Source organism: Nocardiopsis chromatogenes YIM 90109, assembly GCF_000341185.1.
In the GTDB taxonomy this organism is placed as follows: Bacteria; Actinomycetota; Actinomycetes; order Streptosporangiales; family Streptosporangiaceae; genus Nocardiopsis_A; species Nocardiopsis_A chromatogenes.
In genome coordinates, this window is the sequence record NZ_ANBH01000350.1 from 1 (window position 1) to 21,691 (window position 21,691).

Here is a 21,691-nt window from a genome sequence, read left to right on the forward strand (position 1 = left end):
GCGCGAGCACCCGGGCCTGGTGATGGAGCCCCTGCTCGCCGGAGGCGTCGACACCGGCGAATGACAAGAACAGAGACGAATGGCGTACGGAATCATCACGATTCCGAACGGCCATCGTCGAATAGGCCGGTCGTGGGAAGTTTCACAGGGGCGGCCGGGTCGGGTGCGGCGCCGTCCGGGGAACATCCCTGTTCCCGGGCGGTGACGGGGTCGAGGCTCTGCGTCCGTGAAAAACCGTGTTTTTTGACGGTCGGACGAAGTCGCGGAGCTCTTCTCGTGTGTCCCAGGTCACCTGTTCGTTAATGCGTGAGAATTGTATGATTTTACTTCACTGGAGTTTAATAAAACCGAACAAAGTCAGTACCCCACAGCGTGGCCGGTACCCCGGCACACGCCCCCGCACCCCGCCTGGAAGGCTTGAAAGGTTGGCTCGGGCATGAGTGAAGACGGCAAAGGGCGCACGGTGGAGCTGCGGTACGACGGCGGGGACCAGACCTTCCCGCTGCAGACCGGCACCGAGGGCGAACGGGCCATCGACGTCAAGGCGCTGCTCTCGGGCACCGGGATGACGACGCTCGACCCCGGTTTCGGCAACACCGCCTCCTGCCGCTCGGAGATCACCTACATCGACGGCGCCGCGGGCATCCTCCGCTACCGCGGCTACCCCATCCAGGACCTGGCGCAGCACAGTTCGTTCCTGGAGGTCGCCTACCTGGTGATCCGCGGCGCGCTGCCCTCCGCCGGGGAGCTGAAGGACTTCGCCGACCTGCTGCGGACGAACGCCCAGATCCCCGAAGAGATGCGCACGCTGCTCGACGCGCTGCCGCGCAACGGGCACCCGATGACCCTGCTCGCGGCGGCGGTCAACACGCTGGCGGCCTACTACGACGACAGCGTCGACCCCGCCGACGACGAGCAGGTCGAGACCGCCACGATCCGGCTGTTGGCCAAGCTGCCGACGATCGCGGCCCACATCCACCGGCGTACCTCCGGCTCCGAGCCCATCGCCCCGGACCCGGCGCGCGACTACGTCGAGAACTTCCTGGCCATGCTCTTCGGTGAGGGCACCGGGGACGCCGAGCTGGACGCCCTGTACACCAAGGCGCTCGACCTCCTCCTTCTCCTGCACGCCGACCACGAGCTCAACTGCTCCACCGCCACCGTGCGCGTGGTGGGCTCCTCCGACGCCGACATCTACGGCTCGGTCTCGGCCGGCGTCAACGCCCTGTTCGGCCCGCTGCACGGCGGCGCCAACCAGGCCGTCCTGGAGATGCTGGAGGAGATCCGGGGTATGGGCGGCGACGTCGACGCCTTCCTGGAGAAGGTCAAGGCCAAGGAGACCCGGCTCATGGGCTTCGGGCACCGGGTCTACAAGAACTTCGACCCGCGCAGCCGGGAGATCAAGGGCCTGGCCGCCGACATCCTGGCCCGCCAGGAGCGCCCCGACGAGCTCTTCCAGCTCGCCCTGGAGCTGGAGCGCAAGGCGCTGGCCGACCCCTACTTCACCGAGCGCAAGCTCTACCCCAACGTCGACTTCTACAGCGGCGTCATCTACCGGGCGATGGGCTTCCCGACCAACATGTTCACCGTCCTGTTCGCCATCGGCCGGCTGCCCGGCTGGATCGCGCACTGGCGGGAGCAGCGCAAGGACCCGGCCACGCGCATCGCGCGGCCGCGGCAGCTCTACGTCGGCCCCGCGGAGCGCCCCTACCCGGCGCAGGGGTGAGGCGTCCGCTCCCCGCGGCGGGCCCGGGACCGCCGGGCCCGCCTCTTTCGCCCCACGCATCGTCACTTTGCGTGAAAATTGCCCTTCGTTCGGTAATGCTCCCCGGTGCGGCGGGGAACGCCAAGGGCATGCTCGACTACATGACCCGGCACTGGTGGGTGCTGACCGTCCGCGGCGCGCTGGCCGTCCTGTTCGGCGTGCTCGCGGTGTTCTGGCCCGGCATCACCGCGGTGGCGCTGGCCATCCTGTTCGGCGCCTACGCGCTGGTGGACGGGGTCTTCGCCGGGGTGCTCGCCTTCCGCACCTCCGGGAGCGACCGCACCCCGCTGGTGGTGGAGGCCGTCCTGGGGGTGCTGCTCGGCGTGGTGGCGCTGCTCTGGCCGCTGGCCACGGTCATCGTGCTCACCATCCTGATCGGCGCCTGGGCGGTGTTCACCGGCATCGTCGAGATCGTCACCGCCGTGCGGCTGCGCAAGGAGATCTCCGGCGAGTGGCTGTACATCCTCGGCGGCGCGCTGTCGGTCTGCTTCGGCCTGCTGATCTGGTTCTGGCCGCTGCAGGGCGCCGTGGCCATCGCGCTGATCATCGGCGTCTACGCGATCCTGTTCGGCGCCGTGTTCATCGTGCTGTCGCTGCGCCTGCGGTCGATGGCGTCGGCGTGAGGCGTCCCCCCGGGGTCGTACGCCCGTTGTCGACCCCGGGGGTATGACCGGGCCGCCGCCGAGCGGGCAGGATGAACCCATGAGGACACACCTGCCCCGGCTCGCGGGGTGGCGGCTGGACGCCGCGCTCGCCCTGTTCACCGGGGCCGTGCTGCTCGTCTCCGAGCCCCTGTTCGCCGCCGAGCGCGGCATACCCGTATCGGTGCCCGCGCTGGTGCTGCTGTCCGTCGGCGCGGCGTCCCTGGGGTTCGTCAGCCGCCTGCCCTACCTCACGGCCGTCGTCGCCCCGGCCGCCATGGTGCTGTACTACATGGTCAGCGCCTCCGACGGGTGGATGGCCTGGATGCTCCTGCTGGTCACCGTCGTCCGGCTGGCGGCGGTGAGCAACCGCTCCGGGGTGGCCACCTCGGTCCTGGTGGCCCTGGGCGCGGTCCTCGTCGGAGAGGGCCTGTCGTTCGACCTGTGGCGCGCGCTCGCCGTCGTCGCCTGGCTGATCGTGATCTTCGCCGTCGGCGAGAGCGTCCGCAACCGCAACGCCTACCTGCGCGAGGTCGAGCAGCGCGCCGCCGAGGCCGAGCGCGGCCGCGAGGAGGAGGCCCGGCGCCGGGCCACCGAGGAGCGCCTGCGCATCGCCCGCGAGCTGCACGACGTGGTCGCCCACAACATCTCGCTGATCAACGTGCAGGCCGGGGCCGCCGCCCACCGCCGCGACCCCGAGGACGCCTTCCGCGCGCTGGAGGCCATCCGCGGCGCCAGCAAGGAGACCCTGCGCGAGCTGCGCGCGACCCTGGGCGCCCTGCGGCAGGTCGACGAGGAGCACACCGGACCCGGCCGGGCCCCGGCCGCACCGGCGCCCACCCTCGACCGCCTCCCCGACCTGGTCGAGCACACCCGGGCCTCCGGCCTCGACGTGGAGCTGGACACCGCCGGTCTGGACGCCCGCGGCACCGCGGACGTGCCCGCCCCCACCGCCCTGGCCGTCTACCGGATCGTCCAGGAGGCGCTCACCAACGCCCTGCGGCACTCCGGGGCGCACAAGGTGCGCGTGTGCGTCGCCGACGACGGCGAGGCGATCGAGGTGGAGGTCGACGACGACGGCCGCGGCGGCGGGGAGGAGCCCCGCGAGGGCAACGGCCTGCGCGGCATGCGCGAGCGCGCGGCCGCGCTCGGCGGAGCGTTCGCGGCCGGACCCCGCCCCGGCGGCGGATTCGCCGTCACCGCCAGGGTCCCGCGCGGGCCGGGCGCCTGATAGGAAGACGGTGCGCCCGGCGGCCCCGGGCCCGACGACGACAGGGGGACGCCCATGATCAGGGTCGCCATCGCCGACGACCAGACCCTGGTGCGCGCCGGGTTCCGGTCGATGCTCGAAGGCGAGGACGACATCGAGGTGGTGGCCGAGGCCGGGGACGGCGCCGAGGCCGTCGCCCTGGCGGCCCGCGAGCGGCCCGACGTCGTCCTCATGGACATCCGGATGCCCGGCACCGACGGCCTGGAGGCCACCCGGCGGATCGCCGCCGACGAGCGGCTGAGCGCGACCAAGGTCGTCATCCTCACCACCTTCGACCTCGACGAGTACGTCTACGGCGCGCTGAAGGCGGGCGCGTCGGGGTTCCTGGTCAAGGACACCGAGCCGATGGAGCTGATCCACGGGGTGCGGGTGGCCGCCCGCGGCGACGCGCTGCTGGCCCCCTCGGTGACCCGGCGGCTCATCTCCGAGTTCGCCGGGCGCCTCAAGGAGCCCCCGCCCGAGCCCCGGTTGAACGGCCTCACCGAGCGCGAGCGCGAGGTGCTGGCCGCCGTCGCCGCCGGTCTGACCAACGAGGAGCTGGCCCGGCGCCTGGTGGTCAGCCCCGCCACCGCCAAGACCCACGTGAGCCGGGTGCTGGCCAAGCTCGGCGCGCGCGACCGCGCCCAGCTCGTGGTGATCGCCTACGAGTCCGGGCTGGTGCGCCCCGGCTGGCTCGCCTGAACCCTCCCTGGCCGGACACGGCCGAAGGTCCCGGGCTCCCTTGTCGCGCAGCGCACGGCTGCCCGAAACTCGGAGGACGGGGGACGCGGCGCACCCTAGGGGGTGGGGCATACGGTGGCGGACACCCGCGGCCCGGACGCCGTGCTCCGCGTGCGCGAACGCGCCCCGGTCGCCCTCGTCGACGACGGGAGGAGCGGCGGAACGGGACCATGAACCAGTGCACCGACCCCGGGTGCGGCGGCGCCGTCGAGGACGGCTTCTGCTCGGTATGCGGCCTCGCGCCCGTGCCCACGCCCACCCCCTCGCCCACCCCGTCGCACCCCTCCCCGCGCGGGGTCTCGGCCCCCTCCGGGCGGGTGAGCCGCCGCTCCGGCTCCAGCCGCCGCGGCATGCTCGGGCTGGGCATGGTCCAGGTGCCGCCGGTGCCTTACCGCGACCCCGCCACCGCCGTCATGTCCGACCCCGCCGTCGCGGAGAGGAACCGGTACTGCGGCGGCTGCGGGGAGAAGGTGGGCCGCTCCCGCGGCGGCCGCCCCGGCCGCACCGAGGGCTACTGCCCCGGCTGCGGCACCGAGTACTCCTTCGTCCCCAAGCTCCGCAAGGGCGACCTGGTCGCCGGGCAGTACGAGGTGCTGGGCTGCCTGGCCCACGGCGGCCTCGGCTGGATCTACCTGGCCCGCGACCACAACGTCAGCGACCGCTGGGTGGTGCTCAAGGGCCTGCTCAACAGCGGCGACGCCGAGGCGCACAAGACCGCCGCCGCCGAGCGCTCCTTCCTCGCCGAGGTCGAGCACCCCAACATCGTCAAGATCTACAACTTCGTGCAGTACCCCGACCCGCGCACCGGCGTGCCCGCCGGGCACATCGTCATGGAGTACGTCGGCGGCAAGTCCCTGCGCGACCTGATCGCCGACCGGCGGCGGAGCGGCCGCGACGCCGGCCTGCCCGTCGCCCAGGTCATCGCCTACGCCCTGGAGGTGCTGCGGGCGCTGGGCTACCTGCACGGCAAAGGGCTGCTCTACTGCGACTTCAAGCCCGACAACGTCATCCAGAGCGAAGAGCAGATCAAGCTCCTCGACCTGGGCGGGGTGCGCCGCGCCGAGGACGCCCTCACCCCCGTCTACACCACCCCCGGCTACCGGGTGCCCGAGCGGGAGCTGCGCGAGCTGGGCCCCACGGTCAGCTCCGACCTGTACACGGTGGGGCGGACCATGGCGGTGCTGAGCTTCCGGTTCAGCTTCGGCAAGCGGTACCCGCACTCCCTGCCCGACCCCGCCGAGGCGCCGGTCCTCGCCGAGTACGAGTCCTACCGCCGGTTCCTGGAACGGGCCACCCACATCGAGCCCGACGCGCGCTTCCACGACGCCGCCGACATGTCCGAACAGCTCACCGGCGTGCTGCGGGAGGTGCTCTCCAAGGACGAGGGCGAGCCCCACCCCGGGCCCTCCGCGCTCTTCGGCCCCGAGCGGTTCCTCGCCCACGCCGCGGGCGCCGCCGCCTCCGCCGACCCCGACCTTCTGCTGCGCCGCCCCGACCCGGCGGAGACCGTCGCCATCCTGCCCACGCCCCTGGTCGACCCCGTCGACCCGGCGGCCGGGCTCCTCGGCGGCCTGTCCGCGGTCCGCCCCGAGGAACTCGCGGCGACCCTGCGTGCGGCGCCGTCCCCCAGCCCGGAGACCCGCCTGATGCTCGCCCGCGCCCTCATCCTCGCCGGGCGCGGCGACGAGGCCGGGACCGTCCTGGAGGGGTTCGCCGCGCAGATGCCGGGGGACTGGCGCACCTACTGGTACCTGGCCCTCAAGGCGCTGGGCGACGGGGACGCCGACGGCGCCCGGGAGCGCTTCGACGAGCTCTACGGCCACCTGCCCGGCGAGGCCGCCCCCAAGCTCGGCCTGGCCGCCGCCCTGGAGGCCGGCGGCCGCCCCGAGGAGGCCGAGGAGCGCCTGGAGGCCGTGTGGAGGACCGACCGCTCCTACGTCAGCGCCGCCTTCGCGCTGGCCCGCATCCGGCTGGGGCGCGGCGAGCGCGGCGCGGCGGTGGAGGTGCTCGACACCGTCCCCGAGCTGTCCAGCCTGCACGTGGCCGCGCAGACCGCGGCCGTCGGCGCCCAGGTCCGCGGCCGCCCCGCCGACCTGTCCGCCGCCGACCTGGGGGCGGCCGGGGCCCGGCTGGAGCGGGCCGCCGGGCAGGGCGCGGCCACGCTCCGGCTGCGCGCCCGGGTACTGGAGGCGGCCCTCGAATGGGTGCTGGGCGGCGGCGCGCCCCCGCCCGGGACCGAACTCCTGGGCGCCCCCATGGACGAGGAGGGGCTGCGCGGAAACCTGGAGCGCACCTTCAGGGCGCTGGCCCGCACCGCCCTCGATCCGGACCGGCGGCGCGCCTTCGTCGACCGGGCCAACGCGCGCCGGGTGAGGACATGGACATGACGGGGGGTGGGCGGTGCTGACGACCTGTCCGGCCTGCGCCGATCCGATCGGCGGCGGCGACGACTACTGCGAGAACTGCGGGCTGCGCCTGACCCCGGTGCCCACCGAGGACCCCGGCGGCGGCCGGGACCGCGTCGAGGCCGCGCTCGGCCCCCTCGCCGGGGTCAGCGACATCGGCCTGCGCCACCGCCGCAACGAGGACGCCATGGCGCTGCTCACCCCCGGCGCCCGCTCGCCCGCGCTGGTCGGCGTGGTGTGCGACGGGGTGTCCTCCGCGCCGCGCTCCGACGACGCCGCCCTCGTCGCCGCCGAGACCGGGGCCGCCGAGACCGCACGCGCGCTGCGCGAGGGCGCCCCCGCGGGCGAGGCGGCGGCCGCCGGGATGACCCGGGCCGCCGGGGCGGTGGCCGCGCTCGCCGACGCGTCCGGGGCTCCGGCCTGCACCTACGTGGCGGCGTGCATGCCCGAAGGCGGCGGGCCGGTCACCGTCGCGTGGATCGGCGACAGCCGTGCCTACTGGATCCCCGGCGCCGGGGCGCCCGGCCCGGCGCGGCTGCTCACCCGGGACGACTCCTGGAGCGCGGCGATGGTCGAGGGCGGGGTGCTCAGCGAGGAGGAGGCCGAGAACTCCCTCTACGCGCACGCCATCACCGCCTGGCTGGGTGCCGACTCGGGCGAGGTGGAGGGGCACGTGTCCACCGTCGCCCTCCAGGGGCCCGGCGCCGTCGTGCTGTGCACCGACGGGCTGTGGAACTACGCCCCTGCCGCCGAGGACCTCGCCGCGCTTCTGCCGGGCGCCGAGCGGGACCCGGCCGCGGCGGCGCGGGCGGCGGTGGAGGCGGCACTGGAGGCGGGCGGCAGCGACAACGTGACCGTGGTGGTGATGGCCGTATGAGCACAGGTTTCCGGGTCGGCGTGGACCAGAACCCCTACCTGCCGCTGGGCGGTACCGAGGTGCACGCCGTCATCACGGTCGCCTCCCAGGGCGGCGCAGGGCCGTCGGCCGGAGCCGTGCCCGCCGCCCCCGCCGCCGAGGTCGTCATCGTCGACGCCTCGGGGTCCATGTACGGGGAGAAGATGGCCGCCGCCAAGCGCGCGGCGCGCGCCGCCGTCGACACCCTGCGGGACGGGGTGCACTTCGGCATCGTGAGCGGGACCGGGACCGCGCGCATGGTCTACCCGCCCGGCAGGGCGCTCGTGCCCGCCGGGGAGCGCACCCGAGCGGAGGCGCGCGCCGCCATCGGGGGACTGGAAGCCGACGGCGGCACCCGCATGGGCACCTGGCTCGCCCTGGCCTCGGAGCTGTTCGCCCCCTTCGAGGAGGGCGCCCTCAAGCACGCCATCCTCCTCACCGACGGGCAGAACAACGAGACCCCCGAACACTTCGAGGCCGTGCTCCGGCGGTGCGTCGGCAGGTTCGTGTGCGACTGCCGCGGGGTGGGCACCGACTGGCAGGTCGAGGAGATGCGGCGGCTCTCCTCGGCCCTCCTGGGCGACGTCGGCATCATCCGCAGCCCCGACAGGATGGCCGAGGACTTCCGCCGCATGACCGCGCGCGCCATGGGCAAGTCCACCGCCGACGTGGCGCTGCGGCTGTGGACCCCCAAGCTGGCCGAGGTGCGCTTCCTCAAGCAGGTGGCGCCCTCGGTGGAGGACCTCACCGGGCGCGGCACCCCCAGCGGCCCGCAGAGCCGCGACTACCCCCTCGGCTCCTGGGGCCAGGAGAGCCGCGAGTACCACCTGTGCGTGCGCGTCCCCACCGGGGAGCCGGGCCGCCAGATGCGCGCGGGCTGGGTCAAGCTCATCGCCCCCGCCGCGGACGCGGAGGTGCTGGCCTCCGGCAACGTCCTCGCCGAATGGACCGAGGACGAGGCGCGCGCCACCGAGATCAACCCCCGGGTGGCGCACTACACCGGCCAGGCCGAGCTGTCCCGCGCCATCCAGGACGGGCTGCGGGCGCGCCGGGAGGGCGACGCCGAGACCGCCACCGCGCGCCTGGGCCGGGCGGTGGCCCTGGCCCACGAGGGCGGCAACGAGGTCACCGCCGAGCTGCTGCGCCGGGTCGTCGACATCGTCGACCCGGCCACCGGCACCGTCCGCCTCCGCCCGGCCGTGGACAAGGCCGACGAGATGACCCTGGACACCTACTCGACCAGGACCGTCCGGACCCGCGGGCGCGGGGGCGGCGCCGCCCCCGGCACCGGCGGCGACTGAGCGAGGAAGGACCGCCCCATGGCAAGATGCCCCGCCGGGCACGACTCGGCGGCGCAGGACTACTGCGACGTGTGCGGCGTGCGCATGGAGCCGCGCGCGCCCGACCGGCGCGGACCCGGGCAGGCCCCCCAGCCCTGCCCGAACTGCGCCACGCCGCGGGCGGGCCGCTTCTGCGAGGAGTGCGGCCACGACTTCGCCCTCGGCGACACCACCCAGCCCGGGAGCCTGCCCGCGCCCGGCCCCGGTCCCGGGCGCGGGCGCCGCACCGGCACCGCGTCCGCGTCCTCGGCCCCCACCTCCATGCCGGGGCTGTGGCGGGCCGTCGTCACCGCCGACCCGGCGGTCTACCAGGCCATGGCCGACCGGGGGATGCTCGACCCCGAGGCGCTCGCCTTCCCCTTCCCCGCGCGGACCCAGGTGCGGCGGGTGCCCCTGAACAAGCCCGAGGTGCACATCGGCCGCCGGAGCCAGCGCCGGGGCATCCTGCCCGAGATCGACCTGGGCGGGCCGCCGGAGGACGTGGCGGTGTCGCACCGCCACGCCGTCCTCCTGGCCCGCCCCGGAGGCGCGTGGGTCATCGTCGACCTGGGGGCCACCAACGGCACGACCATCAACGGCACCGACGCCCCCATCACCCCGCACCACGAGTACGCGGTCCGCGACGGGGACCGGGTCTACGTGGGCGCGTGGACCGTCATCACGCTCCAGAAGGGGTGAGCGGGGATGCGCCTGCCCGGCTTCGTGAGGCTCCGGCCCGCCACCACCCCGGGGCGGCTGCGCAGGGCGGCGGCCGCCGCCCTGGCCGCCGTCGGGCTGCTGTTCGCGGCGGCGGCCGTCGGCACGGAGCACGCCCGCGAAGGCTTCGCCGTGATCGGGCACGGCGCCGGGGCCAAGGTCGCGGCCTCCGGCGACCTGTACTACGCGCTGAGCGACATGGACGCCCAGACCGCCACCATGCTGCTGGTCTGGCAGCGCAGCGAGGAGGACGCCGAGCGCGCGCGGCAGGCCTACGACGCGCGGCGCGACGAAGCCGGGCGTGCCGTCGTCCAGGCCGCCCAGCTCGCCGAGGGCGACCCGGCCGAGGAGCGCAACGTCCGCGAGGTCGTCCGCGGCCTGGTGGCCTACCAGCGCCTCGTCACCGAGGCCCGGGTGCTGGCCCAGCAGGACGCGGCCCCCGACCCGCCCGAGGAGACCGTGGAGCTCTACCGCGAGGCCACCGACCTCATGCGGCTGGAGCTGCTCCCCAAGGCCTACAACCTCACCCTGGACAGCGGCGCCACCGTGCGCGCCACCTACGAGGACAAGCGCGCGTCGGTGCTGCTGTGGGCCGGGCTCACCGGCGGCGCGGGCCTGCTCGCCGTCGCCGCCCTGCTGTGGACCCACCACGAGGCGGCCGCGCGCTTCAGACGCATCCTCAACCCCGCCCTCGCCGCCGCCGTGGCGGGGGCGGCGGTGCTCACCGTCGCCGCCGCCGGGGTGCTGGTCCTCCAGGCCGAACGTATGCGCCAGGCCAAGGAGGAGGGCCTGGACCCGCTGCTCGCCCTGTCGCGGGTGCGGGCCGTGTGCACCGGCATGAACGGCGACCAGAGCCGCTTCCTGCTGGACGGGGAGGGCGCCGACACCTACGAGCAGGTGTACCTGCAGAACGCGCGCTCCCTGCTGTACGTGGAGGGCGACGACCTCGCCGACTACTACGACGGCGTGGACCGGGCGGTCGGCGCGTACCCCGAAGGCGAGGACATGCTCGGCATCCTCGGCCGGGAGGCCGCCGAACTCGCCGACCAGGGCCGCACCACCGAGGTCGACGACGTGCTGCAGGCCTACCGCGCCTTCACTCAGGCCGACTGGGAGCTGCGCCGCACCGCCGCCGAGGACGGGACGGGCGCCGCCGTCCAGGCGCGGGTGGGCGAGGTGCAGAGCGCCTATGAGGAGTTCGACGCGGCCGTCGTGGAGCTCAAGGACACCCACGGGCGCAACTACGAGCAGGCCGTCGAGGCCGGGGACCGCGGGCTCGCCGGATGGGACTGGGGGCTGCCCGCGGCGGCCGCCGTGCTGGCGGTGCTGGTCGCCGCCGGGATCTACCCGCGCCTGGCGGAGTACCGGTGATACCGCTGAGGAGGCACCGATGAACAGGACGGCCGCGCTGCTGCTCCTTCTCGCCGTGGCGCCCGCCGCCGGGTGCGCGGCGGCGCTGGGCGGGCCGGCGTCGGTCACCGGCGCCGACACCCTGGTGATCGGGGTCAAACCGGACCAGCCCGGACTGGGGCTGCGCACCGGCCAGGGCCGGTTCGAGGGGTTCGACGTGGACGTGGCGCTGTACGTCGCCGAGCACCTGGGCGTGGCCGAGGAGGACGTGGAGTTCACCGCCGTCACCTCCGCCCAGCGCGAGGACGTGCTCACCTCGGGCGAGGTGGACCTGGTGTTCGCCACCTACTCCATCACCGAGGAGCGCAGGAGCCTGGTCGGCTTCGGCGGCCCCTACTACGTCGCCCACCAGGACATCCTGGTGCGCGCGGACGAGGAGGGCGTGGAGGGCGTGCGCGACCTCGAAGGGCGCACCCTGTGCCAGGGCGAGGGGTCGAACTCGGCCGACCGGGTCATCGAGGAGAAGGGCATCGCCGCCGAGCTGCGGGAGGAGCCCGCCTACGGCGACTGCATCGCACCGCTGCTGGAGGGGGAGGTGGACGCCGTCACCACGGACGACCTCATCCTCGCCGGGTACCTGGCCGGGGACCCCGAGGGGCTGCGCCTGGTCAACGCCCCCTTCACCGACGAGCGGTACGGGGTGGGCATCGCCCTGGAGGACGTCGCCGGGTGCGAGGAGGTCAACCGGGCGCTCACCCTCATGTACCAGGACGGCACCGCCGAGGAGCTGCTGGACCGCTGGTTCGGCGACACCGGCCTGGACCTGGTCACGAGCGTTCCCCAGTTCGCGGGGTGCGGGTGAGCCCGCGCGAGCGCAGCGCCCACACCCCGGCCCCCGCGGCCAGCAGTGCACCGCAGTAGGCCAGCTGCCAGGGGCCGAACGAGAACACCGCCACCCCGCCCAGCACCGCCGTGACCGCGGCCCCGAACACCCGGTGCCCGCCCCGGAACAGCCGGGCGTAGGCCGCGGCGCACACCAGGTACATCAGGAAGAAGTTCTGCCCGGCGATGGTGAGCAGCTCCGCCAGCGACAGCAGCCCCGACCCGTTCGCCGCCAGCACCGCCAGGAACCCGGCCAGCGCGGCGGCCACGGCGCGGCGCGGCTGCGCCGATCCGCCCAGGCGCGCCAGCGGGCGCGGCAGCAGCCCCTCCCGGGCGCTCGACATGACCAGGCGGGAGGCGCCCCACACCGCGCCGATCAGGTTGGCCGCGATGATCACCACGCCCAGCACCGCCACCACCCCGGCCGCGCCGGGCGACACCGCCTCGGCGACCAGCGCGCCCACCGGCGCCGCCAGCGCGTCGGTGTCGCCGCGCGCCAGCAGGGTCTGCACCCCCAGCGCGAGCAGCAGGTACATCACCACGACGATGACGAAGCTGATCACCACCACGCGCGGGAAGTCGCGCTCGGGGTCGGCGTACTCCTCGGTGGTGAAGGAGAGCATCTCCCAGCCGGTGAAGGCGAAGAAGACGGCGCCGAGCACCAGCACGCCGGTGACCACCGCCCCCGGCTCCAGCGGCGGCAGGTGGCGCACCGGCTCACCGGAGCCGACCGCCAGCACCCCGATGAACAGCAGCATCACGGTCAGCACCAGGGCGAGGACCACCTGCACCCGGGTCGACAGGCTCACCCCGGCGGCCACCACCCCGGCCGCACCGGCCAGCAGCGCCGCGGCCGCGGCCGTCGCCGGGACCGCCTGCAGGCCGGGCAGCGCCGTCAGGTAGTTCGCCCCGGTCAGCGCGATCGCCGGGATGCCCAGCCCGAAGGTGCCCAGCGCCAGCACCTCCATCCCGGCCGCCGCGTGCCGCCCGAAGGCGGCCTGGGCGAACCCGGCCACGCCCCCGGCGCCCGGGTGGGCGGCGCCGAGCCGGGCGAAGACGATGAGCAGCGGGACGGCGGCGGCCGACGCGGCGATCCAGGTGTACAGCGCCGCCTCGCCCACCCGCCCGTAGACGATGCCCGGCAGCACCAGGGCGCCGCTGCCGACCACGACGGTGATGGCCAGCGCCACCGCACCGGGCAGGCGGAGGTGGCCGCGGAGCCGGCCGGCCTCGGCCGGCGGGTCCTGGGTACTGCTCACGTGGGTCCTCTTCCCGCTCGTCGGGGTCGGCCGGGGGTCGTCGGCCGAGGAATGGAAGAGGCGGGTCCGCGCGGGCGGCGCAGAGCGGGCTCGGGGGCCGCCCGCCTTGCGCCGGGCCGGGGTTCGTCGCGCGGACCCGCCGGTCTGTGAGGGCGCGGTCGCCCGGCTACTCGAACTCGGGAACCGGCCGGGGGTGCTCGGAGCTGTCGAGGAAGGTGGTCAGGGCGGTCCTCCCGCCCTCCGGGCTGATGATGTACACGGCGCCCTCGGCCCCGGCCACCGAGCCGTGCACGGTCTCGGCGGGCAGCGCGATGTGCGTGCCGGACCGGCAGGCCCGCTGGTGGTAGCCGTCGCCGTCGATCCAGAACAGGAGCACCTTTCCGGAGACGACGAACAGTTCCTCTTTCAGACTGTGGAAATGCCAGGGGTGGACTTTTCCGGGGCCGTCGTTCTGGAGTTCGATGCTGCCTTGCATGGGAAGAAGATCGGAAATCTCGGCGGGGATGGACGGGGCAACGCGGTCGGAGAAACGGACGCTCATCCTTCACCTGCTCTCTGGGCGCCGGGCGCCCGGGGTGCATGGACGGAGAAGGGGCAACGCGGGGGCACGGCGGCCCCCTCCTCCTCTTCGAGGAAGTACTGGGTCCATTCGCGGTTGCCCGCGGTTCCGTAGTCGCCGAGCACGGGGGCGGGCGGGACGTCGTCGTAGGCGCCGAGCCGGTCGCGGATGATGCGGCGCGCGTTCCGGCCCTGGGCGCTGGAGCCCTCCAGGCCCTCGAACACGAAGCGGGGCTGGAAGGTGATGCAGAAGTAGGGGAAGCCGCGGCTGCGGCGGCGCTCGTGGGCGGGGGTGTTGACGACCACGAACATGGGCGTCCCGGCGAAGCAGAACTCCCAGCTCGGGGACTCGGGGTCGCGGGGGATCCCGTCCGGCCAGGGGTGCGTGTCGTGCGTGTGCACCCGCTGGAGCAGGGTCCAGAACCGGTCCCGGTAGGCCTTCAGCGCGCCGGGGCCCGAGCCGGGGTGCGGCCCCAGGGCGCCGCGGTAGACCACGACCAGGGAGGTGCGGCGGCCTATGGAGGGCGCCCGGGCGGCATAGTCGGCCAGGGCCTTCGCGGTGCCGCGGGCCGCGGCGTCCATGCCGTCTCCCGGGGCCGGTGCTCCCGGGGCCTCCTCCGCGGTGTCGTCCACGAAGGCGAAGCGCAGCGTGCCGCGGCGGAGGGCGTCCACCCCGAAGACGCACGGGAAGGGGGAGCGCTCATCGAGCAGCCGTCGGGTGAACAGCTCCTCGGCGCGGCGTTTCCAGTCGCGGGGTGCCCGCGGTGTGACGGGGGCCGACATGGCGCCACTCATGATGGGAATGTCGCTCCTCGTGCCGGGGTCAGGGGTCCGTATGCAACGGGGCGTGTGTTCGGTCGGGGCCGAATCGATGCTCCGCTTTTACCGGTACGCCGGGAAAGTGGAAAAACGGCGGGCATGCTTCAATTCATGCCATGCGTGTCGTATCCGTACTGATCTATAACGGTATGAGTGTCTTCGACTACGCAGTGTCGGCAGAGGTGTGGGGCATCGACCGCACCGGAGCCGGGGTCCCCCGGTTCGAGCTGCGGCGCTGCGGGGTCGCGGGCGCGACGGCCGCGGCCCACCCCGGGGCGGGCGTGCGCGCCACCCACGGCATGGACGCGGTCGCCGGGGCCGACCTGGTGGTGGTGCCGGGCGGGCCGGACCCGCTGCTCGACTACCCGCCCGAGCTGCTGGCGGCCCTGCGCGCGGCGGACCGGGCGGGGACCCCGGTCGCGGCGCTGTGCGGGGCGGCGTTCGCGCTGGGCCGGGCGGGGCTGCTGCACGGGCGGCGGGCCACCACCCACTGGATGTGGATCGAGGAGCTGCGCAAACGCTTCCCGGACGCGGTGGTCGAGGAGGAGGCGCTGTTCGTCAACGACGGCACCCTGTGGACCTCGGCGGGGACCGCGGCCGGCATCGACCTGTGCCTGCACCTGGTGCGCGGCGCGCACGGGGCGGACGCGGCGGCGGAGATCGGGCGCCGGATGGTGACCCCGCCGCACCGGTCGGGGACGCAGCGGCAGTACATCGAGGCGCCGGTGTCGGGAAGCGACCCCTTCGCCGAGACGCTGGCCTGGGCCAGGGAGAACCTGCACGTGCCTCTGACGGTGCGCCAGCTGGCGGCCCGCGCGGGCATGTCGGAGCGGACGCTGGCCCGCAGGTTCGTGCAGGCGACGGGGGCGACCCCGCTGCGCTGGCTGCACGACCAGCGGGTGCAGGTGGCCCAGCAGTTGCTGGAGGGCACCGACCACCCGGTGGAGGCGATCGCGCACAAGGCCGGTTTCGGCTCGTCGGCGGCGATGCGCCGGTCGTTCGGCAGGATGCTGGGGGTGACCCCGACGGAGTACCGGGCGGCGTTCCGGGAGCGCGGGGTGGACTGCTGAGTGGGGGCCCGCTGAGAGGCACCGGCCGTGTCGTCCCCCGCCGTTTGGTCCCTGACATGGTCCAATACCGTCCATGCGCAGTCGGCTGACCACGGTCCTCGGTTCCGTCCCCACGCTCCTCGCACTCGCCGCCGCCCCATTGGCCGTCACCGCCACAACCGCCCCACCCGTCACGGCGGATCAGGGCGGCGGGCGAACTTTCGGTGAACCGTGGGCGGACCTGGTCGTGGTGGCCCCCCACCGGCTCCCCGGCGCGGCGAAGGGGTTCATGGTCGGCCACCCGGACATCGAAGAGGTGCTGGTGGCCGAGGTGCGCGACGCCTGGGTGGCGGGCGGGCGGCCCCGGGTCCTCGCCGCCGACCCGGACGAGCTGGCGGGGTTCCAGCGCGTGTTCGGGGAGGAGCGCGAGCAGGGGGCCTGGGCCGACCTGAGGGAAGGAGCCCTCGTCCCGGCACCGGGAGCGGAGAAGGCGTTCCCGGACGAGAACGCGAGAGTGCGCCCCTTCGGCACCTTCGACGTCGTGGAGCCCGCCCAGCCGCCGGTGCCGGGGCTGGACGCGGTCGTCCCGGCGGAGGCGACGGACGAGTCCGACGCGGGCCGGACGAACGCGGCCCTGGTATCCGCACGGTGGGCGGACCCGGAGGCCCTGAGGGAGGAACTGCTGGAGCACCTGCCGAGGGGGTCGACGGTGTCGGTGGTGGATCCGGAGGAGGAGCGGCCGGAGGCTGGCGCTTAGACGTCTGCTGCGCGGTGCCCAGGCACGCCCCTCGCTGCGTTCCCATCGGTCGACAGCACGCCCAGGCCGACTCCTCCCGCTTTTCGGGAGCACAGCGGCCTTGCGATGGACATGACGCCGCCGGTGCCTTTCTACGGCCATGATCCAATCGACACGCCTAAGCCCTGAGAACTCCGGCGGGGAAAGCCTGGAAACGTAAGAAGTGCTCGTCAAGGACGATGGCGGGTATTGTATTGAACGCTTGATTTGTGATCTTCGCTATTCACGACCAGCGCACGGCCAGCGGGTGGCCGGACATCGACGCATCCCTTGGGGCGTCGAAAAGTTCTTCGGCCTGTCGGCTTCCGTCGTCCACGTCCATCCGGTACCACGCATCGTCCGTCTGCAGGAGCACCGCGTCATGGTCCTCATTCGGCATGTACTGGCGCAAAGGCCCTTCCCCCGCGAGGAGAGGGGTCTCTGTGAAACCTGTTCCCGACTCGTTGACCTCGAGTAGGGAGGCCCCCGTCGCCGAGGACGCCCGGGTGTCGGCGGCGCCCATTTCGGGCGGTGCCACGACCACCGTTCCGCCTCCCCATACCGGTGCACCGGTGAGGTGCTGCATTTCGGTGCCGCCGGACATCAGGGTCGCGTTCATGACGGTGTCGCCGCTCTTGCGGATGGTCAGCATCGACCCCGCCTCCCCCGGCACCTGTTCCACCGGGGCCTGCTCCCTCACGTGCAGCTCTCCGTCGGGGGAGACCGTCCATTCCCCAGGTACACCGTTCTCATCGAAAGGAACGGTCCCCTCCTGGGACGGGGTGCTCGTCGGGTCGTCCATCGGGACCGACATCACCTGGAACGAGCTCGCCTGCCCTTCGGCCGCTCTCGATGCGAACCACAGGCGGTCGCCCTCGATGCGCGGGTCGGTCCACACCTCGGCGGGCGGGGTCTCCAGGGCGGCCGCCGACTCGTAGACGTAGTCGCCCTCCTCGTTTTCCACAAGCTGTGCAAGCTGAACGGTCTGGTCGCCCTGGGGCGAGTACGCGAAGTAGTTCCAGTCCTCCGAGAACTGCGCCCACACCGGGATTCCCGGTGCCATCGGGTCCACCGCGCCCTCGGGAAGGGTGAAGACCTCCTTCTCCTCGCCGCTCTCCGGGTCCAGGAACACCAGCGCCTGGTCCTGCTCCGGGTCGCCGCCGTCGTAGCCGCGGTACAGCAGCGCCAGCCCGGTGGGCGGACCGGACGGGCCCTCGCCCCCGCCGGAGCCGCCGCCACCGCCGCCGGTGGTGTCCGCCGCCGTGCTGCACGCGGCCGCCACCACGACGGCGAGGCCGGAAACGGCGAAAAGGCGCGCGTACCGGAGAACTCGTTGCATGGGTGATCGCTCTCCCGGCTCTATTCGGGCGGCTCGCTCCAGGCCACCTGCACCTGCTCGGGCGGTCGGCCCCGGCGGGCCAGCAGCGCCCTGCCCTGGGGGAGCTGCCTCGACACCACCCCGTTGGCCAGCCGCCCCTCGGCGCGGTCGCCGGAGAACAGCATGCCCGGGGTCGACATGTCGCCCAACGCCTGGAGAACCGGCTCGAACATCGCCCGCGACGTCCCGCCGGTCCTGCGGGCGGTGACCATGTGGAACCCGATGTCCCTGCCCTGCGGCAGGAACTCGGCCAGCGCCGCCAGCGGGCTGTTGCGCCCCGCCACCAGGTCCATGTCGTCCACGACCACGAACAGCTCCAGCCCCTTCCACCAGCTCCGCTCCCGGAGCTGCTTGGGGGTCACGTCCGCCCCGGGCAGCCGCTCGCGCAGCGACCCCGCCAGGTCGGCGGCGACCGCCTTGGTCCGGTCCGGCGACGTGCAGTACGCCAGCAGGTGCTCCTCGCCGACCAGTCCCAGGTGGGCGCGGCGGTAGTCCACCAGCACGATCCCCACCTCGCTCGCCGGGCGCGCGGCCACCTGCCGCAGCAGCGCCCGCAGCAGGGCCGACTTGCCGGTCTGCGGGTCCCCGAACACCACCAGGTGCGGGTCCTCGTCGAACATCATCCGGGCCGGTTCCAGGTCCCGCTCGGCCACCCCCATGACCAGGCTCTTGTCCTGCGGCTGCACGCGACCGCGGCGCTTGCGCGGCTTGGGCAGCAGCTCGTCCAGGGCGACCCGGTCGGGCAGGGTGCGCACCTGCTGCACCGGGCCCTGCGTCCAGCGCGAGGACGCCCGCGCCACCAGGTCGCGCACCCCCTCGGCCAGGTCGGCGTCGTCGGCGGTGCCGTCGATGCGGGGCAGCGCGATGTGCGCGGTGTTCTCGTCGGCCAGCAGCGCCCGGCCCGGCACGTCCTTCGGCAGCTCCTCGGCCAGCTTGCGGTCGATGCCCGAGTCGAACGGGTCGGTCAGGCGCAGCTCGATCCGCCCGCCGAACAGGGCCTGCAGGCGGCTGCGGACCTGCGAGCTCGCCGCCCCCGTCACCAGGGTGTGCACGCCCAGGGCGGGCCCGCGCGTGGCGATGTCCATGAGCATGTCGTCGGCGTCGTCGAACGTCTCGCGCACCGAGGCCCAGCCGTCGATGAGCAGGAACACGTCGCCGACGAACCCGCTCGGCAGCCTCCCGTCCGCCCGCGCCTGGCGCATGGCCGCGGGGGAGTCGAGCCCCGCCTGCTGGAAGACGCGCTCCCGCCGGTCCAACTGCCCGCGCACGTCGGTGAGGATGCGCCGAACCCGCTCGGGGTCGGCCCGCCCGGCCACCCCGGCGACGTGCGGCAGGTCCGCGAACGCGGACAGCCCGCCGCCGCCGAAGTCGATGGCGTAGACCCCCACGCGTCCGGGCGGGTACCGCCAGGCCAGCGAGGCGATGAGGGTGCGCAGCAGGGTCGACTTGCCGCTCTGCGGCCCGCCGAGCACGATCATGTTCCCCTCGCCGCCGGTGAAGTCCAGCTCGGCGGGGACCTGCCGCTGTTCGCGGGGGATGTCGGTGAGCCCGACGACGGCCTTCATCTCGGCGGGGTCCGGCTCCTGCGGCTCGGCGTCCGGAGTGCCGACCACATGGCCGACCACATGGTCGAGCGGGAGGGCCCCGGGCAGCGGCGGCAGCCACACCGGGCGCACCGGCGGGGGGGCGGCTTCGGCGATCCTGTCGACGGCGACCTGGAGGGCGGTCCGGGCCCGCTCGTCCTTGGACGCGGGCTCCTCCGCCCCGGCGAACGGGTCGGCCAGCACCGGCCCCAACCCGTTGTAGGAGATCAGGGGGAGCACCGGGTCCTCCTCGGTCTTCACCTCGGCGGGCGGTGTGTAGGGCTGGGACACCATCGCCGCCTTGAACCGCTCGAAGACCGAGGTGTCCACCTTGAGGTAGCCCGAACCGGGCTCGGGGGGCAGGTGGTAGGCGTCGCCCACCCCGATGGCCTCGCGGCTCTCGGCCTCGGAGAAGGTCCGCAGCCCGATCCGGTAGGACAGGTGCGACTCCAAGCCCTTGATCTTGCCCGACTCCAGCCGCTGGGTGGCCAGCAGCAGGTGCACCCCGATCGACCGGCCGATGCGCCCGATCGCCACGAACAGCTCGGCGAAGTCGGGGTGGGCGGTCAGCAGCTCGGAGAACTCGTCGATGATGACCAGCAGGTGGGGGAGGGGTTCGAGGTCCTCGCGCCCCGACGCGCGCGCCTGGTCGTAGGCGTGCACGTTGGGCAGCGCGCCCGCGTCCTTGAGGAGCTGCTGGCGGCGGGTGAGCTCGCCGTACATGGCCTCGCGGAAGCGCACCACCAGCCCGTCGTCGTCGGCGAGGTTGGTGATCAGCCCGGCGCTGTGCGGCAGCCGGTCGGTGTCGGCGAAGGTCGCCCCGCCCTTGAAGTCGACCAGCAGCAGCGCCAGCTTGTCCGGCGGGTGGTTGATCGCCAGCGACGCGACCAGGGTGCGCAGCATCTCCGACTTGCCGGAGCCGGTGGCGCCCACCACCAGGCCGTGCGGCCCCATGCCGCCGAACGCCGACTCCTTCAGGTCCAGCAGCACCGTCGACCCGGTCGGCCCCGACCCGATGGGCACCCGAAGGAAGTCGCCGTGGCTCCGCGGGCGCCAGGTGCGGCGCGGGTCGAGCCGCGCGACGTCGGGCACCCCCAGGATCTCCGGCAGGCCCACGGTCCCGTGCAGGGCGTCGGCGCTGTCGGCGGCGTCCAGCCGCAGCGGCGCCAGCTGGTGCGCCAGGGTGGTCAGCAGTGCGGCCCCCGCCCGGTCGGCGGTGCCCCGCAGCGGCGCGGCCGGGTCCGGCCGCGGGGTGTCCTCGTCCTGGGCCAGGGCGCCGTCGGCGTCGACGGTCAGCCGCACGTCGACGTGCTCGGGCTCCTCGCGCCGGTCGCCCAGCAGCATGACGACGTGGATCCCCAGCTGCGCCAGGCCGGTCACGGGCGGCTCGGCGGAAAGCCCGGACAGCACGGTCTGGAACTCGCCGTCGACGACGAGCACGATGCGGCGGGTGCCCGGTCCGGGGCGCGCGCCGCGGCGGCGCTGCAGGTCGACGGTGCGCTGCTCGATCTCGGCGGAGAGCAGCTCGGCCATCTCCAGCGTGGTCCCCGCGACCAGGCGGGTGGTGAAGGCGGGGCCGCCGACGCCCTCCAGGTCCTCGGCGGCGTTGTGCGGCAGCCACTTGAGCCAGTCCCACTCGGCGAGCAGGCGCTCGTGGCGGACGACGCCCAAGCGCACGTCCTCGGGCGCGGACGAGGCGATGAGCTGGGCGGCGAGTGCGCGGGCCGCGTCCCGCCCGGCGGAGCGGTCGCCGACGATCGACACCACGCCGAGCTCTTCGAGGGGCAGGACCAGGGGTTCCTCGGGCACCTGCGCGTACAGCTCGACGAGCTGGTCGGCCAGGCCCTGGCAGACCGGGTCGTAGACGATGAGCGGGCTGGAGGTGTCCACCTTCAGGCTCAGCGGGCGGGCGAGCGGCCGGGTGCCGGTCCCCACGCGCAGCCGGAGGAAGTCGGGGTCGGCGGAGCGGCGCTCCCACCGGCGGGCGGGCAGCCGCACCGTCTCGGTGAGCAGGTGCGGCGCCGGGTGGAGGAAGGCGCCGCCCGCGCGCTGGGCGGCGGCGACCTCCCGGACGGTCTCGCGCAGGCGGTCCAGGTACTCCAGGTACCGTTCGCGCTGCTCGCGGATGCGCTTGCGGGGCCCGTTGTGCTGGGCGGTGAACATGACGATGCCCACGACCACGCTGGCGACCATGACCAGGGCGGCGGCCGCCGCGTACAGCGGGCGGTTGCCCATGGTGATGGCCATCAGCAGCGAGCCCGATCCGCTGATCACCGGCATGATGATCATCGCGAACGAGCTGTTGG

The 21,691-nt window shown here is 74.1% G+C and carries 17 protein-coding genes; 12 read left to right on the forward strand and 5 right to left on the reverse strand.

The genetic code is table 11. The annotated features are described in order from the left end of the window. The first annotated feature begins 436 nt into the window (after positions 1-436). The 10 genes from D476_RS0129935 to D476_RS0129980 all read left to right on the forward strand — a co-directional run bounded on the left by D476_RS0129935 (position 437) and on the right by D476_RS0129980 (position 11,944). Positions 437-1,726 (forward strand): citrate synthase, encoded by a 1,290-nt coding sequence (locus D476_RS0129935; RefSeq protein WP_017627557.1) that lies wholly within the window; start codon positions 437-439, stop codon positions 1,724-1,726. A 95-nt stretch (positions 1,727-1,821) separates the two neighbouring features. After that, a complete protein-coding gene (locus tag D476_RS0129940) occupies positions 1,822-2,388 on the forward strand; it encodes an HdeD family acid-resistance protein (RefSeq protein WP_020380513.1) in 567 nt (188 codons plus the stop codon). Positions 2,389-2,467: 79 nt separating this feature from the next. Beyond that, positions 2,468-3,637: a sensor histidine kinase gene (locus tag D476_RS0129945; RefSeq protein ID WP_017627559.1), complete on the forward strand. Its 1,170-nt coding sequence runs from the start codon at positions 2,468-2,470 to the stop codon at positions 3,635-3,637. Between the two features lie 54 nt (positions 3,638-3,691). Beyond that, positions 3,692-4,357 carry a response regulator gene (locus D476_RS0129950; RefSeq protein ID WP_017627560.1) on the forward strand — a complete coding sequence of 222 codons (666 nt, stop codon included), beginning with the start codon at positions 3,692-3,694 and terminating at the stop codon, positions 4,355-4,357. Positions 4,358-4,566: 209 nt separating this feature from the next. After that, complete coding sequence (locus D476_RS0129955; RefSeq protein WP_017627561.1) at positions 4,567-6,783, forward strand: serine/threonine-protein kinase; 2,217 nt, start codon at positions 4,567-4,569, stop codon at positions 6,781-6,783. Positions 6,784-6,796: 13 nt separating this feature from the next. Beyond that, positions 6,797-7,678, forward strand: coding sequence for a PP2C family protein-serine/threonine phosphatase (locus tag D476_RS0129960; RefSeq protein ID WP_017627562.1), 882 nt, complete (start codon positions 6,797-6,799; stop codon positions 7,676-7,678). Next, positions 7,675-8,997 carry a vWA domain-containing protein gene (locus D476_RS0129965; protein WP_026123984.1) on the forward strand — a complete coding sequence of 441 codons (1,323 nt, stop codon included), beginning with the start codon at positions 7,675-7,677 and terminating at the stop codon, positions 8,995-8,997. The genes D476_RS0129960 and D476_RS0129965 overlap by 4 nt, the downstream gene beginning before the upstream one ends. 18 nt (positions 8,998-9,015) lie before the next feature. Further along, complete coding sequence (locus D476_RS0129970) at positions 9,016-9,714, forward strand: FHA domain-containing protein (RefSeq protein ID WP_017627564.1); 699 nt, start codon at positions 9,016-9,018, stop codon at positions 9,712-9,714. Positions 9,715-9,720: 6 nt separating this feature from the next. After that, a complete protein-coding gene (locus tag D476_RS0129975) occupies positions 9,721-11,103 on the forward strand; it encodes a hypothetical protein (protein ID WP_017627565.1) in 1,383 nt (460 codons plus the stop codon). A 19-nt stretch (positions 11,104-11,122) separates the two neighbouring features. Continuing rightward, positions 11,123-11,944, forward strand: coding sequence for a glutamate ABC transporter substrate-binding protein (locus D476_RS0129980; protein WP_017627566.1), 822 nt, complete (start codon positions 11,123-11,125; stop codon positions 11,942-11,944). Here D476_RS0129980 and D476_RS0129985 read toward each other — a convergent pair. The 3 genes from D476_RS0129985 to D476_RS0129995 all read right to left on the reverse strand — a co-directional run bounded on the left by D476_RS0129985 (position 11,910) and on the right by D476_RS0129995 (position 14,576). After that, positions 11,910-13,223 carry an APC family permease gene (locus D476_RS0129985; protein ID WP_017627567.1) on the reverse strand — a complete coding sequence of 438 codons (1,314 nt, stop codon included), beginning with the start codon at positions 13,221-13,223 and terminating at the stop codon, positions 11,910-11,912. The two genes, D476_RS0129980 and D476_RS0129985, sit on opposite strands and share 35 nt — an antisense overlap. A 166-nt stretch (positions 13,224-13,389) precedes the next feature. Continuing rightward, complete coding sequence (locus D476_RS0129990) at positions 13,390-13,698, reverse strand: cupin domain-containing protein (protein ID WP_026123985.1); 309 nt, start codon at positions 13,696-13,698, stop codon at positions 13,390-13,392. Between the two features lie 62 nt (positions 13,699-13,760). Further along, complete coding sequence (locus tag D476_RS0129995; protein WP_040728779.1) at positions 13,761-14,576, reverse strand: YqcI/YcgG family protein; 816 nt, start codon at positions 14,574-14,576, stop codon at positions 13,761-13,763. A 140-nt stretch (positions 14,577-14,716) separates the two neighbouring features. On the opposite strand from D476_RS0129995, the gene D476_RS0130000 reads away from it, so the two are divergent. Continuing rightward, the gene (locus D476_RS0130000; RefSeq protein WP_026123986.1) at positions 14,717-15,670 is read left to right on the forward strand and encodes a GlxA family transcriptional regulator; all 954 of its coding nucleotides are present in this window, start codon (positions 14,717-14,719) and stop codon (positions 15,668-15,670) included. 73 nt (positions 15,671-15,743) lie between these two features. Next, entirely contained in the window at positions 15,744-16,406 is a 663-nt protein-coding gene (locus D476_RS0130005; protein ID WP_239648866.1) for a hypothetical protein, read from the forward strand. 262 nt (positions 16,407-16,668) lie between these two features. Here D476_RS0130005 and D476_RS0130010 read toward each other — a convergent pair whose 3' ends face one another. Both D476_RS0130010 and eccCa read right to left on the reverse strand, forming a co-directional pair. Then, entirely contained in the window at positions 16,669-17,763 is a 1,095-nt protein-coding gene (locus tag D476_RS0130010) for a hypothetical protein (protein ID WP_017627572.1), read from the reverse strand. Positions 17,764-17,783: 20 nt separating this feature from the next. Further along, on the reverse strand, positions 17,784-21,674 hold the full coding sequence (gene eccCa / locus D476_RS0130015; protein ID WP_239648869.1) for a type VII secretion protein EccCa: 3,891 nt from the start codon (positions 21,672-21,674) through the stop codon (positions 17,784-17,786). Positions 21,675-21,691 lie beyond the last annotated feature (17 nt).